This window comes from Stenotrophomonas sp. DDT-1, from assembly GCF_001580555.1.
GTDB lineage: Bacteria > Pseudomonadota > Gammaproteobacteria > Xanthomonadales > Xanthomonadaceae > Stenotrophomonas > Stenotrophomonas sepilia.
On sequence record NZ_LEKR01000005.1, the window covers coordinates 124,994 to 147,315 of the forward strand.

At 67.3% G+C, this 22,322-nt stretch carries 15 protein-coding genes; 4 read left to right on the forward strand and 11 right to left on the reverse strand.

The window, feature by feature from the left end; genetic code table 11:
* The first annotated feature begins 136 nt into the window (after positions 1–136).
* The 3 genes from ettA to AB839_RS04305 all read left to right on the forward strand — a co-directional run bounded on the left by ettA (position 137) and on the right by AB839_RS04305 (position 4,389).
* Positions 137–1,801, forward strand: coding sequence for an energy-dependent translational throttle protein EttA (gene ettA / locus AB839_RS04295; RefSeq protein WP_005415249.1), 1,665 nt, complete (start codon positions 137–139; stop codon positions 1,799–1,801).
* 183 nt (positions 1,802–1,984) lie between these two features.
* Positions 1,985–3,301: an NCS2 family permease gene (locus tag AB839_RS04300; RefSeq protein WP_061478420.1), complete on the forward strand. Its 1,317-nt coding sequence runs from the start codon at positions 1,985–1,987 to the stop codon at positions 3,299–3,301.
* An 83-nt stretch (positions 3,302–3,384) separates the two neighbouring features.
* Complete coding sequence (locus AB839_RS04305) at positions 3,385–4,389, forward strand: DUF4434 domain-containing protein (RefSeq protein WP_061478421.1); 1,005 nt, start codon at positions 3,385–3,387, stop codon at positions 4,387–4,389.
* On the opposite strand, the gene AB839_RS04310 is transcribed toward AB839_RS04305, so the two are convergent.
* The 8 genes from AB839_RS04310 to AB839_RS04345 all read right to left on the reverse strand — a co-directional run bounded on the left by AB839_RS04310 (position 4,383) and on the right by AB839_RS04345 (position 18,052).
* Positions 4,383–7,217 carry a hypothetical protein gene (locus AB839_RS04310; RefSeq protein ID WP_061478422.1) on the reverse strand — a complete coding sequence of 945 codons (2,835 nt, stop codon included), beginning with the start codon at positions 7,215–7,217 and terminating at the stop codon, positions 4,383–4,385. The genes AB839_RS04305 and AB839_RS04310 overlap by 7 nt on opposite strands.
* Entirely contained in the window at positions 7,214–9,361 is a 2,148-nt protein-coding gene (locus AB839_RS04315; RefSeq protein ID WP_061478423.1) for a glycosyl transferase family protein, read from the reverse strand. Before AB839_RS04315 ends, AB839_RS04310 begins: the two co-directional genes overlap by 4 nt.
* A gap of 6 nt (positions 9,362–9,367) precedes the next feature.
* Positions 9,368–11,569, reverse strand: coding sequence for a hypothetical protein (locus tag AB839_RS04320; RefSeq protein WP_061478424.1), 2,202 nt, complete (start codon positions 11,567–11,569; stop codon positions 9,368–9,370).
* Entirely contained in the window at positions 11,566–12,750 is a 1,185-nt protein-coding gene (gene wecB / locus AB839_RS04325) for a UDP-N-acetylglucosamine 2-epimerase (non-hydrolyzing) (RefSeq protein ID WP_061478425.1), read from the reverse strand. Before wecB ends, AB839_RS04320 begins: the two co-directional genes overlap by 4 nt.
* 266 nt (positions 12,751–13,016) lie before the next feature.
* Positions 13,017–14,051 (reverse strand): fimbrial protein, encoded by a 1,035-nt coding sequence (locus AB839_RS04330; protein ID WP_061478426.1) that lies wholly within the window; start codon positions 14,049–14,051, stop codon positions 13,017–13,019.
* Positions 14,042–16,606, reverse strand: coding sequence for a fimbria/pilus outer membrane usher protein (locus tag AB839_RS04335; protein WP_061478427.1), 2,565 nt, complete (start codon positions 16,604–16,606; stop codon positions 14,042–14,044). Before AB839_RS04335 ends, AB839_RS04330 begins: the two co-directional genes overlap by 10 nt.
* Positions 16,607–16,698: 92 nt before the next feature.
* The gene (locus AB839_RS04340; protein WP_061478428.1) at positions 16,699–17,427 is read right to left on the reverse strand and encodes a molecular chaperone; all 729 of its coding nucleotides are present in this window, start codon (positions 17,425–17,427) and stop codon (positions 16,699–16,701) included.
* 85 nt (positions 17,428–17,512) lie between these two features.
* The gene (locus AB839_RS04345; RefSeq protein WP_005415238.1) at positions 17,513–18,052 is read right to left on the reverse strand and encodes a fimbrial protein; all 540 of its coding nucleotides are present in this window, start codon (positions 18,050–18,052) and stop codon (positions 17,513–17,515) included.
* Positions 18,053–18,511: 459 nt separating this feature from the next.
* Here AB839_RS04345 and AB839_RS04350 point away from each other — a divergent pair, with 459 nt between their 5' ends.
* On the forward strand, positions 18,512–18,877 hold the full coding sequence (locus AB839_RS04350; protein WP_049414538.1) for a hypothetical protein: 366 nt from the start codon (positions 18,512–18,514) through the stop codon (positions 18,875–18,877).
* A 10-nt stretch (positions 18,878–18,887) separates the two neighbouring features.
* Here the strand turns inward: AB839_RS04350 and pncB are convergent, their stop codons facing one another.
* The 3 genes from pncB to AB839_RS04365 form a co-directional block, all read right to left on the reverse strand.
* Complete coding sequence (pncB, locus tag AB839_RS04355; protein WP_005415236.1) at positions 18,888–20,066, reverse strand: nicotinate phosphoribosyltransferase; 1,179 nt, start codon at positions 20,064–20,066, stop codon at positions 18,888–18,890.
* 105 nt (positions 20,067–20,171) lie between these two features.
* On the reverse strand, positions 20,172–21,011 hold the full coding sequence (locus tag AB839_RS04360; protein ID WP_061478429.1) for a glycosyltransferase family 2 protein: 840 nt from the start codon (positions 21,009–21,011) through the stop codon (positions 20,172–20,174).
* Complete coding sequence (locus AB839_RS04365; RefSeq protein WP_061478430.1) at positions 21,008–21,859, reverse strand: glycosyltransferase; 852 nt, start codon at positions 21,857–21,859, stop codon at positions 21,008–21,010. The genes AB839_RS04360 and AB839_RS04365 overlap by 4 nt, the downstream gene beginning before the upstream one ends.
* Positions 21,860–22,322: the final 463 nt, after the last annotated feature.

A 22,322-nucleotide genomic window follows, 5' to 3' on the forward strand; every position in this document is an offset into this window, starting at 1 on the left:
CAGCGCCCCTGCCACGGGCGCGGCCCGGAACCGGTTCCGGCTATAATTGGCGGTATTCCTTTCCAGTCTGTGCCCGCTGCCACAACGGGATGTTCCCGTGATGGGCCGGGCGCAGGGCCGCGCCTACGGAGACCTCATGTCCTCGCAATACATCTACACCATGAACCGCGTGTCCAAGGTGGTCCCGCCCAAGCGGCAGATCATCAAGGACATCTCGCTGTCCTTCTTCCCGGGCGCGAAGATCGGCCTGCTGGGCCTGAACGGCGCCGGCAAGTCCACCGTGCTGAAGATCATGGCCGGCGTGGACACCGATTTCGAGGGCGAGGCCCGCCCGCAGCCGGGCATCAAGGTCGGCTACCTGGCACAGGAACCGGAACTGGACCCGAACAAGACCGTGCGCGAGTCGGTCGAGGAAGGCGTGGGCGAAGTGCTGCAGGCCCAGGCCGCGCTGGAAGCGGTGTACGCCGCCTACGCCGAAGAAGGTGCCGACTTCGACGCGCTGGCCAAGGAGCAGGAGCGCCTGGAGGCGATCCTGGCCGCCGGTGATGCCCACACCCTGGAAAACCAGCTGGACGTGGCCGCCGATGCGCTGCGCCTGCCGCCGTGGGACGCCAAGATCGCCAACCTGTCCGGTGGTGAAAAGCGCCGCGTGGCACTGTGCCGCCTGCTGCTGCAGAAGCCGGACATGCTGCTGCTGGACGAACCGACCAACCACCTCGACGCTGAGTCGGTTGAATGGCTGGAGCAGTTCCTGGCGCGCTACACCGGCACCGTGGTGGCCGTCACCCACGATCGCTACTTCCTGGACAACGCCGCCGAGTGGATCCTGGAACTGGACCGCGGCCGCGGCATTCCGTGGAAGGGCAACTACACCGAATGGCTGGTGCAGAAGGATGAACGCCTGAAGCAGGAAGAAAACCAGGAAAAGGCTCGCCAGAAGGCGATCCAGAAGGAACTGGAATGGTCGCGCCAGAACGCCAAGGGCGGCCGTTCCAAAGGCAAGGCCCGTCTGGCCCGCCTGGAAGAACTGCAGTCGCAGGACTACCAGAAGCGCAACGAAACCAACGAAATCTTCATCCCGCCGGGCGAGCGCCTGGGCAACATGGTGATGGAGTTCAAGAACGTCTCCAAGAAGTTCGGCGACCGCCTGCTGATCGACAACCTGTCGATGCTGATTCCGCCGGGCGCGATCGTCGGCATCATCGGCCCGAACGGCGCCGGCAAGTCGACCCTGTTCAAGATGATCACCGGCCAGGAAAAGCCGGATTCGGGCGAGATCGTGATCGGCCCGACCGTGCAGCTGTCCTACGTGGACCAGAGCCGCGACAAGCTGGAAGGCAACCACAACGTCTTCCAGGAAATCGCCGGCGGCCTGGACATCCTCAACATCAACGGCATCGAGATCCAGTCGCGCGCCTACATCGGCCGCTTCAACTTCAAGGGCCAGGACCAGCAGAAGATGGTCGGTTCGCTGTCCGGTGGTGAGCGTGGTCGCCTGCACATGGCCAAGACCCTGCTGCAGGGTGGCAACGTGCTGCTGCTCGACGAACCGTCCAACGACCTGGACATCGAAACCCTGCGTGCGCTGGAAGACGCGCTGCTGGAGTTCCCGGGCAACACCTTCGTGATCTCGCACGACCGCTGGTTCCTGGACCGCATCGCCACGCACATCATCGCTTTCGAAGGCGACTCGCACGTGGAGTTCTTCCAGGGCAACTACCGCGAGTACGAGGAAGACAAGAAGCGCCGGATGGGCGATGACGCTGCGCCCAAGCGCCTGCGCTTCAAGGCGCTGAAGTAAGGCAACCGGAAAGGCCGCGCTCGCGCGGCCTTTCTCCTTTCGGTAGGTCACCACCGTTGGTGGTGACGCTTTGAAGCGTACCGACCAACGGTCGGTACCCACCACCAACGGTCGGTACCCACGTTCTGCATTCGGATAGGTCACGGCCGTTGGTCGTGACACCTTATCGTCGCGAGAATCTCCATGTCCCTGTTCGAGCGCATGTTCCAGCTGCAGCAGCACGGCACCACCGTGCGTACCGAGCTGCTGGCCGGCATCACCACCTTCCTGACGATGTCCTACATCGTCTTCGTCAACCCGGAGATCCTCGGCACCACCGGCATGGATGCGGGTGCGGTGTTCGTGGCCACCTGCCTGGCCGCCGCGCTGGGTTCGGCGGTAATGGCGCTGGCGGCCAACTTCCCGGTCGGCATGGCACCGGGCATGGGCCTGAACGCGTTCTTCGCATTCACCGTGGTCGGCGCTGCCGGCCTGCCGTGGCAGCAGGCGCTAGGGGCGGTGTTCATCTCCGGCCTGGTGTTCCTGGTGTTGTCGCTGACCGGTGTGCGGGCATGGCTGGTGTCGGGCATTCCTTCGTCGCTGCGCTCGGCGATCGTGGCCGGCATCGGCCTGTTCCTGGCGATCATCGCGCTGCAGAAATCCGGCGTGATCGTCGGCAACGAGGACACGCTGGTGGCGCTGGGCCCCTTGAACACGGCGCCGCCACTGCTGGCGCTGGCCGGTTTCCTGTTGATCGCAGTGCTGGAAGCACGCCGCATCCGCGGCGCGATCCTGTTCGGCATCCTGGCGGTGACCGGTGCGGGCTGGGCATTGGGCGACGTGCAGTACCAAGGCCTGGTCTCGCTGCCGCCGAGCCTGGCGCCCACCTTCCTGCAGCTGGACCTGCCGGGCCTGCTGCACCATGACGGCGGCGCACCGATCGCGGTGCTGCTGCAGGTGGTGCTGGTGTTCGTGCTGGTGGAAGTGTTCGATGCCACCGGCACCCTGTACGGCGTGGTCGGCCGCGCCGGCCTACTGAAGCTGCCGGGCGCGCAGAAGCGCTTCGGCCGCGCGTTGCTGGCCGACAGCACTGCCATCGTGGCCGGTTCGGTACTCGGCACCAGCAGCACCACCGCTTTCGCTGAAAGTGCCTCGGGCGTGCAGGTGGGCGGGCGCACCGGCCTGACCGCGCTGGTGGTATCGGCACTGTTCCTGGCCGCGCTGCTGTTCTCGCCGCTGGCGGCAATGGTGCCCAGCTATGCCACCGCACCGGCGCTGCTGTTCGTGGCCGGCCTGATGCTGCGCGAACTGGTGGAAGTGGACTGGAGCGACCTGACTGAATCGGTGCCGGCCGCACTGTGTGCGCTGGCGATGCCGTTCACCTACTCCATCGCGAATGGCCTGGCGTTTGGCTTCATCGCGTATGCGGCGCTGAAGGCCGGCACCGGCCGCTGGCGCGAAGTGCATCCGGCGGTATGGCTGGTGGCGGTGTTGTTCACCCTGCGCTACGCGTTGGAGTAAGCACGTGGTGGTGCCGGCCAGCGGCCGGCACTACCCGTTGCTGGGTTCACCTGCTGCGCACGGTGCTCTGGGATGATGCGGGCATGGTTGCGCCCGTCCTTCCCGCAGATCCGTCTTCGCCATTGCGCCGCCGCCTGCTGCGCGCGGCCGTGCTGGCGCCGTTGGCCGGTACGCTCGCTACCCTGCCCGGCTGCTCGCTGCCGGTGCAGGTCGACGGCACCTTCCTCCAGCCCTGGCGCAGCCACCTGCAGTGGGGACTGGCCGACTGGCAGCGCTCGTTGAAGCTTGCACATACGCTGGGCTGCCGTCAGCTGGTGCTGCAATGGACCGGCATCGTCGGCGGCAGTGACGGCGACTGGTCAGTGCCCGACGGCAGCCTGCGGCAGCTGTTCACCGCCGCCAGCCAGAACAACCTGCGCATCCGTGTCGGCCTACCCTTTCAGCAGCGCTGGTGGCAGGCGATCGGCGCCGACGACGCCGCGCTGCAGGCGTTCCTGGCCGACAGCCTGGCGCACGCACGCAGCTGGTTGGCACAGGCGCCGTGGGCCGAGCAGCCGGCCTTCGGGGGCTGGTACCTGCCCTACGAACTGGAGCAGTACCACTGGGCCGATCCGGCCCGCCAGCAATGGCTGGCGCAGTGGCTGCACGGGCTGGCAGACGCCACCGGCGCGCGCGGCGGTGACTGCGCGATCTCCTGCTACTTCAGCCGCCTGCAGTCCGATGGCGACCTGGTCACGCTATGGCAGGCGGTACTGGCCCAGGCCACGCTGCGACCGATGGTGCAGGACGGCGTGGGCGTTGCCGGCGCCGGCAACGTCCAGCAGCTCCAGCCGTTGCTCGATCATTTCCACGCGCACGACATCGGCTTCGACGCGATCGTCGAGCTGTTCCACGAACTGCCCGGCAGCGCCGCTGATGGCAGCGGGTTCAAGGGCGAGACTGCCGATGCCGCGCGGATCCAACGGCAGCTGGCGTGGGCACGCGACAGCGGCGCACAGCACGTGCTGGTCTATGCGCTGGAGCCGTGGCTGACCCAGGACACGCCGCAGGCGGCGGCGCTGCGGCGGCGGTGGGGGCTGCCTCAGTAATAGAGGATGGCGGTGGCGAACAGGCCCTTGGCGCGCTGCGTATCACCGCCACCGATCGCAAAGCGGTACTGCACGGTCAGGTCGAGGTAGGAACGCGGCGTGTTGTAGCGGTCCTCGCGGAACCAGTAGCGCACGCCCAGGCCCGGCCCCGCGCCAAGTGACCAGCCGCGCTGCGTATCGTTGAGCGCGAACGACTGTACCGGAAACAGCGGGTAGCGGATGTCGCGCACGCGCGAGCGCTGGTCCAGCCAGTCCGCCCCCACCACCGCATACGGCGTGACCACCCAGTGGGTCTGTCCGGCACCGAAACGGAAGCTGCGTCCGGCGCGCAGTTCAGCGGCCGCGAACCACTGTTCGCGATGCAGGCGCCCATTGGCATCACCGATCCGCCGCACTGGTATGCCGTTGGCATCGAGTGCATCCAGGGTGAAATGCGCGCTGTTGTCATCCCATGTGTAACCGCCCTGCGCGTAGCCGCTGACCATCCACCACTGGTTCACGTCGGTGCGCAGGTCGGTACCGTGGTAATAGCCGTAGGTCAGGTAGGACATCCAGGCACCGGAACCGCTGGCCAGGCGGTAGCGGGCCAGGGTGCTGGATTCCAGTGGCGGGTTCAGGGCCAGCTGCAGGCTGCACTGCACGGCCGCGGAGGCGGGATAGACATCGCCCGTGCGCGTGGCGCTACCGAGGAACTGGCGGCGCTCGATGCCGGCGCTCAGGCCGGTCTGGCCGAAGGCGTAGCGCATGCCGAACGAGGCGATGGTGGACGGCCAGCCGGTGGTGGAACGCGAACGGCTGAGACGGTCGGCGCGTGCACGTGCGTCGGGTGTCGATTCGCCAGTGCACGGGTCCACTGCGCGGATCGATTCGTAGGTGCCGCCCTCGTCGTACAGCGTGTTGAGCAGCCGCGTGTAGAGCTCCAGCGTGCCATGCTGGTCGTTGAACGCCGGGGGCCGCCAGAACGCTTCCAGCGTGCTGAACACCGAATCGCCCGGCGTACTGATCGCCGCGCCGCCGACATTGGTCGCGGCCTGGCGCGCGCCGCGGAAGCCGGCCGAGGCGATCACGCCCCACTCGCGCGAATAGTTGGCGATGGCATTGCGCACGTTGTAGCGCTGATGCGTATCCAGAGGCAGCTCACCGGCGTCGGCGCGATCAATGGCGCTGCGCAGCAGCGACACCGCCTGAGGATGATCGCCGTTGGCCGCACTCGCATACGCCTGGTCGATCACCACGCTTTTGGGTGCCTTGCCGGTGGCCTCGGCGGCACGGAAGTCGGCCAGTGCGCGCGCCGGTTCGTGGGCCTTCTGGTTGAGATAGCCGCGCTGCATCAGCAGCCCGGCGTCATCAGGGCGTTGCGCCAGTGCCGCGTCCAGGCGCAGCCGTGCTTCGTCCTGCTGGCTGCGGTTGCCTGCCGCCAGCGTGGTGGTCAGCAGGCCTTGCAGGTCTGCATCGTCCGGTGCGAGTTGCACTGCCTGCCGTGCTTCACCTATGGCCTCGGCAAAGTCCTGCCGCGCGTAGGCTGCATATGCGCGCTGTGCAGCGCCACCGTCGCCCTGCAGGTCAGCCGGCATCAGCTCGCAGATATTGGCGGTGTCATCCGATTGGCAATGCTGGAACGGCGCTGGATAGGCCTGCGCACTCATGCGCGGAAGCTCGCGACTGGATCCGGTCGCCCTGGCGCGCTGCTCGATGGCCTGCTGCAGCAACTGCTGCGCGCGTGCATCGCCTGCATCGGCTGGCACTACCGGCCGCAGCGGCGCCAGCAGTGCAGCCGCCCGTACGCGATCCCCAGCGGCCAGGGCCGCATCCACGGCCAGCAGGCGCACGTTGCGCTGTTGCGTTGTGGACCCCGGCATGGCGAGCGCGGTATCGAAGTCCTCATTGGCCAGCACGGTCTTGCCCTGGCGCTGGCGCAGATAGCCGCGCATCACCCGGGCATTGAGATCCCCGCCGTCGGCCTGCAGTGCCTGGTCGGCGCTGCGCTCGGCGTCGGCCAGCCGCCCCTGCTGCAGCTGCGCGGTGATCAACAGCAACCGGTACGAAGCAACATCCGGCGCAAGCTCGACGGCGGCACGCGCCTGCGCGACGGCCGCCGCATCGTTCTGCGTGGACAGCGACTGATAGGCCTGCTGGGCCTGCAGCAGCGCGCGCTGGCGGGCCAGCGCCGCGCGCCGCGCGTGCAGTTCATCGACGTTCGGTGCGCCCAGCTGCAGCGCCGTGCCGATGGCCGCGTCGGCCAGTTCGGCCTGTTGCTGTGCTTCCAGCGCCGCCACCCACAGCATCGCCCAGGCGCCCTGCTTCGGCTGCTGGCGGAAGGCCTGCTCGGCCTTGCTGGCCGCTTCCCGCATGCGCCCGGCGTCATAGGCAGCATAGGCCTCGGTGGCCAGCGTGTAGGCCTGCTGCCTGGCGCGGTCTGCGCCGCTGCCGGCCGCGCGCGGTGGAGAGGGTGCGCGCCCGCCCCAGGCATCCGGGGGCGTGCTGCGCGCAGCGGTGGCAGCGGCCAATGCCGGCAAGGCCGGATCCTTCAACCCGGCATCCAGTGCACGGCGCGCCTGCTGCTGCGCCTCCGCCGACCGGCCCAGTTTCTGCAGCGCGTAGATCTGCAGCAGGCGCAGCCGCACCACGTCCGGGCGCAACCGGACAGCTTCGCTGGACTGCTGGTAGGCCGCAGCGTAATCACCGCGCTCGTAGGCGGCGAAGGCCTGCTCGGCGACGCGGTAGGCCGCACCGGACAACGGCAGCGGCGCATCGGCCTGCGCCAGTACCGGCGCGGCGGCCGTGGCCAGTGCCACGGCAATGACGGTGGACAGCAGCGTGGTCTTCATGCCGGCAAGGCTCCGGGAGGCGGCGACTGCAGCGCGGCCGCACGCCGGCGCTGCTCCTGCATGGCCTGGGCCACGGCCTCTTCGGTGGTGATGCCCTGCTTGACCAGGTAGTCGCCAATGCGGCCATCGCGCTGCGGCTTGTACGCATCCAGTGCGATCTCGAAGCGCGCGTGGTCGATCAGGCGCATCTCCACCAGCAGGTCGCCCAGCAAGGGCACGTTGTCCAGCTGCCAGTGCTGGTCGCCGCCGATCAGGCGCAGGCCTGCGTTGATTTCGCTTTCGCGGGCGATGCTCTGTTCGATGTGCGCGCTGCGGGTTTCCTGCTTCAGCAACGCCAGCGCGTCTTCGGGCAATGGGCTGGCCACGGCCAGCCGCAGTGTCTCCTGCTGCCGCGGCGGTAGCGGCAGCATGCGCCACTGCACGCAGGCATCGGCGCTGACCGGGAATGAGCCCGCGCGCAGGTAATCGACGTCGATGACCGCACGCGGCAGGTCGCCCTGGAAGGCGATGGCTTCGGCCAGGGTTTCATCATCCAGCCAGCCCTGGGTGAGCAGGATGCGGCCCAGCGGCTGCCGCCGGCCGGCATGCTGCTGCGCCAGCGCCTGCTGCAGCCGCTCCGGTTCCACCGCCTGCCAGGTGGTCAACAGCTCACCGAGCTGCTTGCGGGTCTGCACCAGCTGTGCCGCATCGGGAAAGTCGTGCATGGTCTTGTCCCAGACCATGCGCTTGCCGAACAGCAGGTAGGCCAGGAACACCTTCCATGCGCGGGCGGTGGCCATGAAGTTGATCATGTTGCCGACCACCATGCGCGGGATCGACATCAGCGCATGCTCCCAGCCGTACAGGCGGTTGACGAAGTAGAAGCGCTGCACGACGCGGCTCGCCAGTGCCGCCGTGGTCAGCAGCGCGACATTCATCTGCCAGGTACCGGCCTGGAACACGCTGGGGAACTGCATTGTCCACACCCCGGTCGCCTTCAACAGCCAGAACAACAGCAACTGCAGGAAGATGAGGTAGGCGACGATGCTGACGAACGAGGTGATGATGCCCTTGCGATCGCGCGCCAACAGGTACTTGGTAGCCAGCGAACCGCGCCAGCCCAGCGACTCCCAGCTCTGCAGGCCGATGCCCAGCACCCAGCGCGCCTTCTGCCGGTACGAGGCGCGGAAGTTGTCGGGGAAGTACTCACGCACGCACAGCGCCATCTGCTGGGTGCGCTCGCGCACCGGCCCCCAGCCGAACCATGACGGCCGACGCACGCGGAACTGCACCGGGAAGCGGGCGAAGATCGACTGCATGCCCATGGCTGCCAGCCGTGCACCGACGTCGTAATCTTCGGTGAGGCTGTCGGTGTTGAAGGGCTGGTTGTCGGTCTGCGCGCTCAGCGCCAGCAGCGCACGCCGCGAAAAGCAGGTGCCGACGCCGGCCGACGGCACCATGCCGGACACGCTCTCGCGCACCACCAGGTCCTTGGCGTGCCATTCGGCGAACTCGTCCATGTAGACACCGGCCACCAGTTCGTACCATTCGCGGTCCAGCGAGGTGACCGGCAGCTGGATCATGTCCTTGCGCGGCAGCAGGTAGTTGTAGAAACGCAGTTCCATCGGGTGCAGCACGTCTTCGCTGTCGTGCAGGATCACCCCGGCGAACTCGATGTCGTGGCGCTTCTCGTAGTCGAAGATCGCCAGGATCAGCCAGTTCAGGCAGTCGGCCTTGCTGGTCGGTCCGTCATGCGGCACCTCCACGCGGCGCAGGCGCTTGTAGCGACGGCGCATGCGCTCGACTTCGTCGATGGTCTGCTGGTCGTTGGGATAGGTGCCGACGAACACGACGTACTCGCGGTAGTCGAGCACGTTGATCATGTTCTCGACCATCTGCGCGATGACGTCGTACTCCATCCACGCCGGCACCATGATCGCCAGCGGCTGTTCCGGCCGCTGCAGCAGGTCTTCCTGGGTCAGCGGCCGGTACGCGTCGCGACGCTTGATGGTGAGCGCGCGCCAGCTCTCGCGCACCCAGTACCAGACATCGATGAACAGGTCATCGAGGCTGGAGATCAGGATCAGCACGGCCACCGCCGCCGCCGTGGTTTCCAGGGCGGCGTAGTAGTTGGCCAGCTGGATGTTCCAGAACAGACCGTCCACGGTGGATCAATGTCCTGCGTTGGCGGACTTGCGGCGGCGCACCTGGGTGACGCGGGCGGCCAGCAGCGCGAATACGATCACGCCAACCAGCAGCAGCAACCAGACCATGTGCCGTTCCCACTTCGATTGCGGATTGCCGTCGTGCGCGAGGCGAGTGCCATAAGGATCCTGGCGGTCGAATTCGCGCACGACATCAGTGCCGTCAAGCACGGCCAGATCGCCGCGCAGCAACCGGAACGGTGCGCTGAACGACGGTGCCTGTGCGCCGAGGTCGCTGTAGAGAACGCCCAGCTGGCCTCCGGACGAACCCACCTGCACCACCGCGGCGTGATCCAGGCCGCTGACATCCAGCAGCGGTTGCGACGTGCCACCGACGCGCAGGTGGCCATCCTTCAGGCCGGCCACATCGACACCGGCCGGTGCAACGCCGAAGGCCAGCCATGGCGCGCCCGGGCTGACCGCGGCACCGGCGTCGACCACCTTCAGTTCCGACGCCTCCGGCGAAGCGCCCACTGCACTGGCCACCGCGATGACCTTGCCCAGCGAGGCCGGTGCATCCTGCAGCCAGGCGCCGGGCACGAACACCTGGTTGCCGCGTGACAGCTGGCTGCTGGCACCGACGAAATCACTGCCCAGCGAGCGCTTGGCCAGGGTCAGGTGGCTGCTGGGCAGGATCGAGACTGGATAGCCGGTCGCCGGATCGTGGCAGTAGGGGCGTGCCGGTTGGCGCAGGAAGCTGACACGGATCTCGTTGCGGGCCGACAGCGCGTAGGCCGGTACCTTGGCCACCAGCCGTTGCGGTTGGCCGTTGGCCGACAGCACCTTGCCGCCCAGCAGGTAGTCGTTGAGGTAGATCGTGGCCACCGCGCCCTGACCCGCCGCATTGGGGGCCGCCGAGACATCGATCACCACTTGCTCGGGCAGGCGGCCATCGGCCGACAGCGTACCCAGATCGAAGCTGGCGCTGCGGTCGGCGCGGGTCACCACATCCATGGTTCCGGCGATGTTTCCGAGCCGGCTCAGCAGTACCTGGTCACCGTCCAGTTTGGGCGTTCCTGCTGCGCTGACCTGCAGGCTGCGGCCCAGCGCATAGCTGCGCCACTGTTCGGCGAACAGTCCGGCCACCTTGCCCGCTGCCGCCGGGTCGACCACCAGCGTCGGACGGCCCGCAACGGCCACCACGCTGACCGACGCGTTGGCGGCGGGCTTCTCCAGGCCGCCCATGTCAGTACCGCGCCACGTGGCAAACGCTGCGCTCGCATCGGTGCCCGCCGCGCCGACCTGTGCGGCCAGCGCATCCAGCGCCGCGCGTACGCCGACGCGCAATGCATCGCTGCCGATCATCACATCGGCGGCCAACGGCCCGCTGTCACGCAACGACAGCAGCGCTCCCACTTCGGCCAGGTCCTTGATCGCGTGCACGCGCTCGCCCGCGGCCAGCGCGGCGTACGCCGGCACGCCCTGCAGGCTGGCCGGGATGCTGATGCCGGCCAGGTCGACGCTGTCGCCGACCTTGGGCAGCGCCACCACCTGCACCTGCTTGCCGCCGGCCTGCAACGCGGTACCAATGCGCCAGGCCGCATCGTAGGCGGGCGCCTGCAGCGCCTTGCCCTCCACCAGCAGGCGCACCCGCGGCGGCAGCGCGCCCCAGGCCTTGGCCACGGTATCCACGGCACGCCCATCGAAGCGGTAGCTGAAACGCGAGTCCGGCGACAGCCGCAGCACGTTGGCCGGCGCGCTCTGGTCGGCACATTGGTAGTCGGACACGATCGACCACCAGCCGACGCCGACCCGCACGAAGCCGTTCTGGCGGGGTTCGCCATCGATGGCCAGCAGCTGGCTGGCATCGCCCTGGGCATCGGTGATCGAACGCGCGGCGACCGGATCGCCATCCACCGACCACAGGCCTGAAGTTCGCCCGGCGTGGCCACGCACATAGCGCCCATCGAGCTGCAGCTGTGCATCGCGGGTGGCAACGCCAGCCGGCACCGGCAGGTAGACCTCGCGCTGGCTCTCCTGCCCGCTGAGCACCAACGGTTGGCGGAAACCGAGTTCGCGCAGGGTCATCTGCCGGCTCACCGTGCTGTCACCGCTCCATTCGGCGAACTGGCCGGCGACGCTGTCGGCGGCATGGGCACTGCCAACCACGCCCGACAGGACGAACGCGGCGGCGGATGCAAACAGGGGAGAGCGGCCGGTCTGGGTCATGGCGTCACTTCATGGAGAGGGTGGTGGGCGGCACCGCCGCTGCGGAGACCGGGCGAGAACTCGGGAAGGGAGGCGCCACGCAGGGCGGCGACGATGCGGGCGCTGGCGCGGCCGTCGCCATAGGGACTGCCATCGGGGTCGAAACGGGTCGGCTGCGGTGGCTGTGCCAAGGCCGCATTGACCCCCTCGACGATGCGCGAGGGCGTGGTCCCGACCAGCGTCACCACACCGGCCTCGACCGCCTCCGGGCGCTCGGTGACGTCGCGCATCACCAGCACCGGCTTGGCCAATGCCGGCGCTTCTTCCTGCACGCCACCGGAGTCAGTGAGGATGACGTCGGCGCGCTGCATCAGGCGCACGAAGCGCAGGTAGTCCTGCGGCGGCACCAGGTGCACGTTGTCGAGGTTGCCCAGGTGTGCGTTGACCGGTGCCTGCACGTTCGGATTGAGGTGCACCGGGTACAGCACCTGCAGGTCCGGCCGCTGGGCCAGTTCGGCCAGCGCACGGCAGATGTCCTCGAAGCCCTGGCCGAAGCTCTCGCGGCGATGGCCGGTGACCAGCAGCAGGCGGCGCCCGGGGTCGAGCATGTGGAAGGGTTCGTCGGCCTGGGCACGCAGTGCCGGATCGGCATCCAGGCGCTGCACGGTCTGCTGCAGGGCATCGATGACCGTGTTGCCGGTGACCAGGATCTGCCCGCCCAGATGCTCACGGGCCAGGTTGGCGCGCGAGCCGGGAGTAGGTGCGTACAACTGATGACCGACCACGTCGATCACCCGCCGGTTCATCTCCTCCGGCCATGGCCGGTTGATGTCGCCGGTGCGCAGGCCGGCCTCGACATGGCCGATCGGAATGCGGTGGTGGAACGCGGCCAGGGCGGCGGTCATCGCCGTGGTGGTATCGCCGTGCACCAGCACGCGATCCGGGCGGACCTGCGTGTAGAGCGCGTCAAGCCGCTCGAACAGCCTGGAACACAGGCCATTGAGGGTCTGGTTGGGCACCATGACATCCAGGTCATGGTCGGCGGTGATCTCGAACAGCGACATCACCTGGTCGAGCATCGCCCGGTGCTGGCCGGTGATGCAGACCACCGATTCGACGTCCGCAGCCTGGGCCAGGGCGCGCACCAGCGGCCCCATCTTGATCGCTTCCGGCCGGGTGCCGAACACCGACAGGACCTTCACCGGGGTGCTCCGGAAGGACAGTGCTGGAAAATGCCAGGAGCGGTAGCCACGTCTGGATCCTTGCGGCGTTACCGTCCAATGCCCGCAGGCAGGAGACGGTCACCTCATGAGGAAACTCCAAATTCGCGACGTCCATCACAATCGATTGATGGCACGTGCGTCGTGGCAGTGATCTTCATCGTTGGAAGATCAAGACGCAGTCAACGCCGCCCGTGAGCCGGGCGACGTTGCGGCGGAACGCAGCAGGGGCAGCCGCCCGGGCGGCCTTACTCGTACTGGATGGTGAACGTGGCCTGGCCGTTCGCGACACCCGCACCCACCGTGCCAGCCTGGGTCTGCACATAGCGCGCGCGCAGCGGCAGCGCCATGACGCTGGTCCCCGGCGCGGTGGTGCCGACGTTGATGGTCTGGCCGAAGCGCACTTCGCGCTCGGTGGTGCCAACGCGCTGGACCATCTGGATGCCGATGCGGGTGGCGCTGTTGGTGGCCGCGCTGAGCTTCAGCACGCCCGGCATGTTCGAGCTGTCCTGGTCGGCATCGAGACGGATGCCGATCTTGCTCTGGTAGGCGGCAACATTGCTGCCCTGGCAGTTCAGGCGGATCTCGAAATCACGATCGACCGCGCGCGAACCGACACCGGTGAAGGTGGTGTTGGGCACGCTGCCGAAGTCGACGGCGATGTTGCGGCTGCCGGCCTGCACTTCGCAGGTCGGGCTGACCACGGTGGTGCCCGAGCCCTTGAATGTCGAGGTCAGCACCGGGCGACCGGGGCCATCACCGTCGAAGTAGTAGGTGGTGAAGCGGCCGTTCGGCGCGATCACGCCCGAGCCGGTCTGGGCAGCGGTCTTGATCAGCTGGATGCGGAAGGTGCCTCCCACCAGCGAGATGGTGCTGCTGCTGCCGAAATTGATGGTGTGCGGATAGTAGGTCTGGATCGCACCGGAGTCCCGGTACAGGCGGATACCCACGCCCGCCACATCGGTTTCATAGACGTTCGAGAAGCCGGCCACCGGACGCTTCTGCGCGGCGTTGACGTACTCGCCAATGGAACGGCCACCGGACCAGTCGCAACGTGCCACGCTGTTCTGCTGGTTGATCGGCTCGCTGATCTCCTTGATCACGCCACCGACCGGCGTGCTGGGCAGGATCACGATCTGGCCCATGTCCATGGTCACGTCCTGCGCGGTGAACCAGCTGGACTGGATGCGGCACGACGCGCTGGCCTGCTGTGCCAGCAGTGCGCCACCCAGCAGTACAAGGGCCGTCAGCGCCTTGCGGCCACGGGAAGAAATCATCGGCATGCTGCCTCCAGCGGGATGAAGCCGGTCTTGGACGCATCGGCGCCCGCCGGAACCTGGTAATCGATGGTGCAGCGCTGGTCGGCACCGACGCCCCACTCCACCAGCAGGCGACCCTGGTTCTTTTCACTGCGCACGTACAGGCGGCCGCCCTGGCTGACCATGCCGACCGGCTGGCCCTGCTCATCCTTGACCTGTGCGCCGAACGGCATGCTGCGGCCATCCGGATTGCGTACCTGGATCAGCAACGCGTTGCCCTTGCGGGTATCGAAGCGCAGGTAGCTGATGGCACCGGCGAACGGTGCGATCGACTGGCTGGTGCTTTCCAGCTCGACGTCGTGGGCCATGCCCTGCGGATCGAGGGTGACGGTGTTGAGGCGGTACGGCGACACGTACGGCACCACGGCGTAGCCGCGGCCATCGACGCGCAGGCCCGGGGCGTTGCTGACGATCGCATCGCGCGCGCCCGGGGCCTCGACCAGCACCATGGTGTCGCCACGCTGCGGGGTGAACGTGAAGCCGCCCGGATGCACCACCACGCTGCCGTTGGCACCGACCGAGGCCTGGCGGAAATCACGCGAGTGGCTGTAGGTGGCATTCAACGCGGAGTAGCGGCTGCGATATTCGGCATTGCCGACCGCCGTGGTGCCACCCTCGCGGGAATCGGACAGGGCCACGCCGTAGCTGAAGTTGTTGTCGACGCCGGCCGAACCGGTGATGCCGACGCGGCTGTTGTCGTAGCCACCGCGGTCGCGCACGCCGAGATCGGCACTGAACGACACCGGGTGGGTACCCCGGCCCAGCGGCACGCTCATCGACAGCAGGTACTGGGTGTCGGAACGGCCGAGCACGCCTTCTTCGGTGCGCAGCGCCGAGAAGCCGTAGTTCACCGAACGCCAGGCGTTGTTGTAGCCCACCTGGTACTGCTTGGAGGTGCCGGAGCGGTCATAGAAGTCACGCACCGAACCGGTCACGTACAGCGCACCGCCACGACGGCCCAGCGGCTGGTTCAAGGTCACCTGGAACTGGCTGCGCTGGCGACCACGGGTGGTCGGATCGATGCCGCGCTTGTCCGAGTCACGGCCATACAGCGCGTCCTGCAGGCTGTAGAAGCCTTCGGTCGAGTAGCGGTAGGCGGCCAGGGTCAGGTTGGTGCCGGTCTCGCCGATCATGTTGCTGTAGCTCAAGCGCACGCTGGCGCCAGTGTGGCTGCCGTAGTGGTCGAACGAGGTGCGTGCATGGGTGACGTCTGCCGCGAAGGCACCGACCCGCGTGGACAGGCCGACACCGTACAGCAGCGACAGGTAGCCATCGCTCAGCGCGCTGCCGCCGTACAGGGTCAGCTGGTTGCCGATGCCGCGCTGGTAGGTGCCCTGCACCAGCCAGGGTTCGTCGGCCAGCAGCTTGTTGCGCACCTGGCCGGCGGTCAGCGAGTAACGCGACACGCCTTCGCGCAGCATCTGCGGCACCGAGCCGAACGGCACCTTGAATTCGCGGCGGCGGCCATCGGCCTCGATAACGCTCACTTCCAGGTCGCCGCCGTAGCCGGTCGGGTACAGGTCATCGATGACGAAGTTGCCCGGCGAAACGGTGGAGGAGTAGATCAGCTGCTGGTTCTGGCGCACTTCGATGCGCGCATTGGTCTCGGCGATGCCGCGCACCACCGGCGCGTAGCCGCGCAGCGAATCGGGCAGCATGCGGTCGTCGCTGGCCAGGCTGGCACCGCGGTAGCCGATCGAGTCGAACAGCTCGCCCGTGGTGTAGGCCTCACCGATGGTGAGCATGCCGCGCACCTGCGGGATGCCGCGCTGTGCGTAGGTGGCGATGCTCTGCCAATGGCGGCCGTCACCCTCGGACCAGGTCAGGTTGGAATCGTGGCGGAACTGCCAGCCGCCCAGGTTCAGGCCGGCATTGAGGCCGAGATAGGCACTGCGGTTGCGCTGGCCACCTTCGACACGGCTGTTGCTGTCGATGGCATTGAAGCTGTAGCCGACGAAACCGGCATTGATGCCGCGGTCCCACAGCGCCGGGTTGACGTAGCCGCGCGCCTCGCGGCGCAGGAACACCTGCGGAATGCTGAGGTCGTAGCGCAGGTTGCCGCTGTCGTAGACACCGTAGGCGTTGGCCATGCGCTGCTGCACCGGCACGCAGCTGGTGGTGTCGGTCGGCAGCGTCGGGTCCTGCTGCAGCAGCACGGCCTCGCTGTCCACGCCCATTTCCTCCAGCATCGGCAGCGGCAGGCAGGCGTCGACACGGCCCTGTGCATCGGCCTTGAACTGCAGGTCACGACGGCCCTGCCAGGCACCGTTGACGTAGACATCGACACGGTAACTGCCGGCAACCATCGGGTTGCCATTGCTGAAGGCCGCCAGGTCGACCTGCTTGGCCTGGCCGGACAGGAAGCTGGAATTGAACTGGGCCGATTCCGGTGCACGCGCATTGGCCGCACCACTCTGCGCCATCAGCGCCTGTTCGCCGAGATTGGCCGGCGCAGCCAGCGCCCATCCTGGGCAGGCCGTGCCAACAACCAGCAGGCAAAGCGCCTGATGGATCGACAATGTCAATCTGTTTCCGATCACACTGACATTCCTTCAATTCGCCGCACGGCGGCGGTGGCGGGATGCGCAGGCCCATGGCCGGCGCGGCGCGTTCAGCCCCCGGTGCTGTCGAGGCGGACGGTGTGCTCGACCCGGCCGCCGTAATCATTGATGGTGATGAAGCGCACCTGCTGCGTGCCCGCCGGTGCGGCGAACTCCAGGCTCTGCTTCGGCGCGACCATCGCGCCCTTGTCCTCGACGGCCTTTTCGCTGCTGCCGGTCACGGCATGCACTTCGGCCAGAGTGACGTGGAAGGGGCTCGGGTTTTCCACCCGCAGGCGGTCGCCATTGCGGGTCCAGCGCAGCGCTGCCGGTGCGTCGTTGGCGACGCCCTTCAGGCCCTGCGGCCGGTAGAAAAGCTTCAGGCGCGAACGGAACGCGACCTGCAGGTAATTCTGGTCACCACTGTCGGCGTTGTCCGGCGACGGCGGTACGTCCAGCACATTGAGCCAGAACACCGTCTCGCGATCGGTCGGCAGCTGTGCGCCGGAGAAGATCAGGCGCAGCGCCTGGCTGCGGCCCGGCTCGACGCGCGCGATCGGCGGCGTCAGCACGAACGGAGCATCACTGGTATCGGCGGTCTGGTTGGCGTCGCCACTGTCGATCCAGGCCTGGACCAGTGCGGGCGAGTCGCCCACGTTGTCGACCTGCACGGTGACTTCGCGCGCCTGTGCCGGGTAGATCACCCGCGTGCCATTGACCACCACGCCGGCCAGTGCGTTCTGGCAGAGGGGCAGCGTGAACGCTGCCAGCAGCAGCGCCCGGGGAAAGAGTGCTTTCATCGGAAGTACTACGCTCGAGGGGTGTGGCCAGGGGCCGCGGAGCACTGGCCGGCGCGTACGCCGGCCAATGCGGGTACGGCTACGATCAGTTGTAGATGATCGTGTACTTGACGCTGCTGGTGACGTCGCCCGGGGTGGCGGCGGCAGTGGCGTAGTACTCAGCGTAGTAGTTCAGGTCGGCCGAGCCGTCGGTGCCGACGGTGACCCACTGCGAGTTGGTCTGGGCCAGGCCAGCGCCGGCAGCCTTGATCGGCAGGAACTGGTTGTTCGAGCCCAGCAGCTGCAGCTGCACGTTGGTGGCAGCGTTGGCCGAGGCCTGGTTGACCAGGCGGCCGCTGTTGAAGTCGACGGTCGAACCCGGCTCGAAGTAGGTGGCGACGTTGCCGGCGCTGCACTTGGTCAGGTTGATGGCGAACGGGGTACGGCCCGCAACGGCACCGGCGGTAGCCAGGGTGTTCTTCGACACGGTCGGCAGGGTCACGGCGAAGTCCTTGCCGCCCGGGGTCGAGATGGTGCAGGTCTTGTCGGTCACCTTGCCATTGAAGGTGATGGTGCCGTCGGCGGCGTTGGCGGCCAGCGGAGCGGCGGCCAGCATCAGAGCGGCAATGAGGTTGATCTTGTGCATTCGCTTTTACCTAACCCTACTGAAGAGATGAGAAGTAGAGGAGGAAGCAAGGAGCACTGCCGGGCTAACAAGACCCATCCTTGCGTCTCACCTGTGGCCGGACTCGGACATACCTTCCCCTGAATCCGTGACGCAAGTATATGCACAACTGTGATGAAAGTCTCATTATTTTTCTGAACGCCAATTCATTGACGCCCTAAATGTGACGTGATAAGCGGAATCAGCGCCTGGGACGCGTGGAAGATTTGACGACGGGGCCGCCAGGTCGCGGACAACCGTGGATGACGCGTTGAGAGGCGCGTTCGGCAGGCGCGGAAACAGGCATTTTTCAGGCGGAAATCACCTTATTTGATGCGCATCACTCTTTCTTGGTGATGGCCCTAGCAGATTCGGATTTGTCCTATTAAAGGCGGATCGAACCTGTCGCTAACTAGGACACACCGAACCAGAGAACGTGTCATGAGGAATTCCATTCTGCTGTGTGTGGCCCTGATGTCCGTCAGTGCGCTGGCCCAGGCCAGCAGCGGCAGCATCCGTTTCAGCGGCCGCATCGCCGAGCCGGGCTGCACGACGAACCTGTCCCAGGGTGAGCTGAGCCTGGCGGCCTGCCCGCCGTCGGCCAAGGGCTCGACGGTGGAAGTGACGGCACTGGCCGATGGCCAGGCCGCGACGCTGCGCGATGGCAAGCGCCAGGGCCAGAAGCTGTCGGTGTCGGCCAGCGCGATGCGCGCCGGCGATATCGCCTTCTCCGAGCGTTACAGCGTGCAGGCTTCGAAGCAGCAGCCGCTGCAGGGCGCCTACCTGGTGGTGGTCGACTACCTGTAAGCCGACGTATTTACGCCGGCGGCAGCTCGAAGACCTGGCGCAGGTAGGCCAGGTAGCCCGGGTCGTCGCACATGCTCTTGCCCGGCGAATCGCTGAGCTTGGCCACCGGCTGGCCGTTGCAGCGGACCATCTTGATGACGATGTTGAGCGGCGTCGGGCCCAGGTCATTGGTCAGGTGGGTGCCGACGCCGAACGCGACCTGGCAGCGGCCACGGAAGTAGTCGTACAGACGCATCACCTTGGCGATGTCGAGCCCATCGCTGAACACCAGCACCTTGCTGCGCGGATCGACGCGACGCTGCTGGAAGTGCGCCAGCATGCGGTCACCCCAGTCGAACGGATCGCCGGAGTCATGGCGCACACCGTCGAACAGCTTGCAGAAGTACATGTCGAAGTCGCGCAGGAACGCATCCAGGCCGACCACGTCGGACAGCGCGATACCGAGGTCACCGCGGTACTCGCGCGCCCACGATTCCAGTGCCGCCACCTGCGAATCACGCAGGCGCGGGCCGAGCGCCTGGAACGCCTGCAGGTACTCGTGGGCCATGGTGCCGTGCGGGGTCATGCCGTACAGGCGCGCGAAGTGGACGTTGCTGGTGCCGACCAGCTGCGGGCCGAGCGCGTCGCGCAGCAGCGGCAGCAGCCGGGCATGCCAGTCGCGCGAGTAGCGGCGGCGGCTGCCATAGTCGGCGATGCGGCATTGCTCGAAACCGGGGGTATCGCGCAGCAGCGCGGCCTTGGCCTGCAACCGGCGCTCGCCTTCGGCGAAGTCGGCCGTGGTGGTGTTGCGGAACCAGACTTCGTTGATGATCGCCAGCAGCGGCACTTCAAACAGGATGGTGTGCAGCCACGGGCCGGTAATGTCCAGTTCGATCTCGCCGGGCACGGCCGTCGACGCGCGCAGCTGGATGTACTTGCGGTCGAGGTGGAACAGGCCGAGGAAATCGGCGAAATCCGGCTTCACGAAGCGCAGGCCACGCATGTAGTCCAGCTCCGCGTCGCTGAAGCGAAGGCTGCACAGGTGGTCGATTTCTTCGTCGATCTGGTCGATGTAGCGGGCCAGGTCAATGCCGGGCGTACGGCACTTGAACCGGTACTGCACCTGGGCGCCGGGGTGCTGGTGCAGCACCGCCTGCATCATGGTGAACTTGTACAGGTCGGTGTCGAGCAGGGACTGGATGATAGGCATGGAGCGGATTATGCGCCCGGCGGCGTGAACCGTGGTCGCGCCCGCCTTCCGTAGAGCCGGGCCACGCCCGGCTGGATTGTTGCCTGAGCCGAGCGTGGCCCGGCTCTACAACGACCTGCGCAGCAGGCGCGGCACCAGCATCGCCGCATGCGCCCAGATCGCGGCCCACACCGCAACGCGTACCGGCAGCGTGCGCTGCCTGGCCTCGAACTTCTGGAAGTAACGCCACAGCCCCCTGTGCTTGTGCCATTCCACGAAGAATGGCCGCGAGCGGCTGGAGACGCCGCGCACATGGGTAACCTGCAGATCGTTGGCGATCGCCACCACCGCGCCGGCCTCGCGTGCGCGGCGGCACAGATCCAGGTCCTCGGCATGCAAGCGGTAACCCGCATCCCAGCCACCGATGCGCTCGAACAGGGTACGCGGCATCATCAGCAGCGCACCGGACAACGCCGGCACGGGCTGCACGGCCTGGTGTGGATCGCGCGGAACTGCCAGCTTCGAGCCCTTGCCCGGCGAGCGCAGCATCAGCAGGAAATCCGGATCGCGACGGCGCACCGCTTCATCGGCGTGGCCGTGCTCGTCCACCTGCTCCACGCCCAGCAGGCAATCGCCCAGCACCTCGCCACGGCTGCGCAGTTCGGTCAGGGTGTCCGGCTCAACCATCAGGTCCGGGTTGATGAAGGCCAGCCAGGGGCTGTGCGAGTCGGCCACGCCCTGGTTGTTGGCGGCGGCAAAGCCGGGATTGTCCGGATTGCCGACGAAGCGCACGCGCGGGTCATGGCTGGCATGCCGCTGCACGATGTCCAGCGTGCCATCCAGCGAACCATTGTCGATCACCCGGATCTCGGCGATGTCCTGCGCCTGGCGCAGGCGCGACAGGCAGGCATCGATGGTGCTGCCACTCTGGTAGGTGACGACGATGGCGGCAATGGCTGCATTCAAACGGGAGGCTCCGGCGCGGGCGGGACGAACAGGTCGCCCTGTTCCTTCGGCATTATCGCCTGCCGCATGCGCTGCTGCAGGTCGGCACGCAGACCGTGCAGTGGATCGTGCATCAGGAAATCGGCCAGCCGCGGCACCCAGGCCGGCCAGCGTGCCGCCAGGGCCTCCAGGTCGCCATCGCGGCTGACCGCCTCTCCTGCCCGGCCGACGAACGCGGTCTCGCACAACACGTTGCGCCAGCCCAGGCCCGCCATGCGCAGGCTGAGGTCGATCAGCGCGGCATTCCAGCCGGCATAGCTGTCCACGTCCAGGCCACCGGCACGGCGGCGCGCGTTGCCACGTACCAGCACCGCGTGGGTGACCGCCGATGGCAGCTCCGGGTGAAGCGTGGGCAACGTGGCGCAGGTATGCGCCAGCAAGGCCGGGTCATGGGGTTCGGGATTGATCTCGCCCAGCCGTGGCCACGCCGCGGTCTCGCCGGCGTTGCACCAGGGCGTCGCGGTGGCGATGGCGGCATCGCGGGCGAAGGCATCCTGCAACTGCTGCAACCAACCGGGCGACGGCACGCTGTCCGGTGCCAGCACGGCCACGTCCAGGCCATCGCAGGCGCGCAGCATCTCATCCAGATGGGCAACCTCGCCCAGTGGCCGCGCGCGCCGGGTGTATTCGGCCTGCAACGGCGTATGCGCCAACCAGTGCTCGACCACGGCCTGCGCACGCGGCCCTGCCTGCGCGTCATCGGCCAGCCAGACCGCGGTGCCCGGCGCGGTGCCGGCATCCAGTGCGGCCAGGCAGCGGTCCAGCGCGGCATCGTCCACGCACAGCGGCAACAACACGATCGCCCCCATCCCGCCTCCGTGGTTGTCGGTGGTCACAGCGTAGCACCGGGAGGGTATCGGCCGGGTTGCACCCGGCACCCGCAGAGGCCAGAGCCAGAGCCGAAGCAACAGCCGGAGCAAAAGCTGGGTTCCTGGGGGGATGGCGGGGTGGGTCCGGTTGCGGGGGACGCCGTAAATACGTCCTTGTAGGCTCGGTCGCCGCATCCATGCGGCTCACGCCCCCACAACCGGACCCACCCCGCCTTCGACAGTTTTCCGCGATCTGTCGGCCCTACCTTCTGTAGAGCCGAGCCATGCTCGACTCAGATGTTTCGGATCTCGAAATATTCGATTTCGATGGAGAGTCATCCACGCATGGCGTGGATCGTGTCGACCAAGGTCGACCCCTACCAACAGCAGCAGGAAACTGTCGAAGGCGGGGCACTGTGGGTTTGCGGGGTGTGAGCCGCATGGATGCGGCGACCGAGCCTAC

Coding starts and splice junctions, on each gene's coding strand:
- ettA (WP_005415249.1), top strand. CDS start 137: ATGTCCTCGCAATACATCTACACCATGAACCGCGTGTCCAAGGTGGTC.
- AB839_RS04300 (WP_061478420.1), top strand. CDS start 1,985: ATGTCCCTGTTCGAGCGCATGTTCCAGCTGCAGCAGCACGGCACCACC.
- AB839_RS04305 (WP_061478421.1), top strand. CDS start 3,385: ATGGTTGCGCCCGTCCTTCCCGCAGATCCGTCTTCGCCATTGCGCCGC.
- AB839_RS04310 (WP_061478422.1), bottom strand. CDS start 7,217: ATGAAGACCACGCTGCTGTCCACCGTCATTGCCGTGGCACTGGCCACG.
- AB839_RS04320 (WP_061478424.1), bottom strand. CDS start 11,569: ATGACCCAGACCGGCCGCTCTCCCCTGTTTGCATCCGCCGCCGCGTTC.
- AB839_RS04330 (WP_061478426.1), bottom strand. CDS start 14,051: ATGCCGATGATTTCTTCCCGTGGCCGCAAGGCGCTGACGGCCCTTGTA.
- AB839_RS04340 (WP_061478428.1), bottom strand. CDS start 17,427: ATGAAAGCACTCTTTCCCCGGGCGCTGCTGCTGGCAGCGTTCACGCTG.
- AB839_RS04345 (WP_005415238.1), bottom strand. CDS start 18,052: ATGCACAAGATCAACCTCATTGCCGCTCTGATGCTGGCCGCCGCTCCG.
- AB839_RS04350 (WP_049414538.1), top strand. CDS start 18,512: ATGAGGAATTCCATTCTGCTGTGTGTGGCCCTGATGTCCGTCAGTGCG.
- pncB (WP_005415236.1), bottom strand. CDS start 20,066: ATGCCTATCATCCAGTCCCTGCTCGACACCGACCTGTACAAGTTCACC.
- AB839_RS04365 (WP_061478430.1), bottom strand. CDS start 21,859: ATGGGGGCGATCGTGTTGTTGCCGCTGTGCGTGGACGATGCCGCGCTG.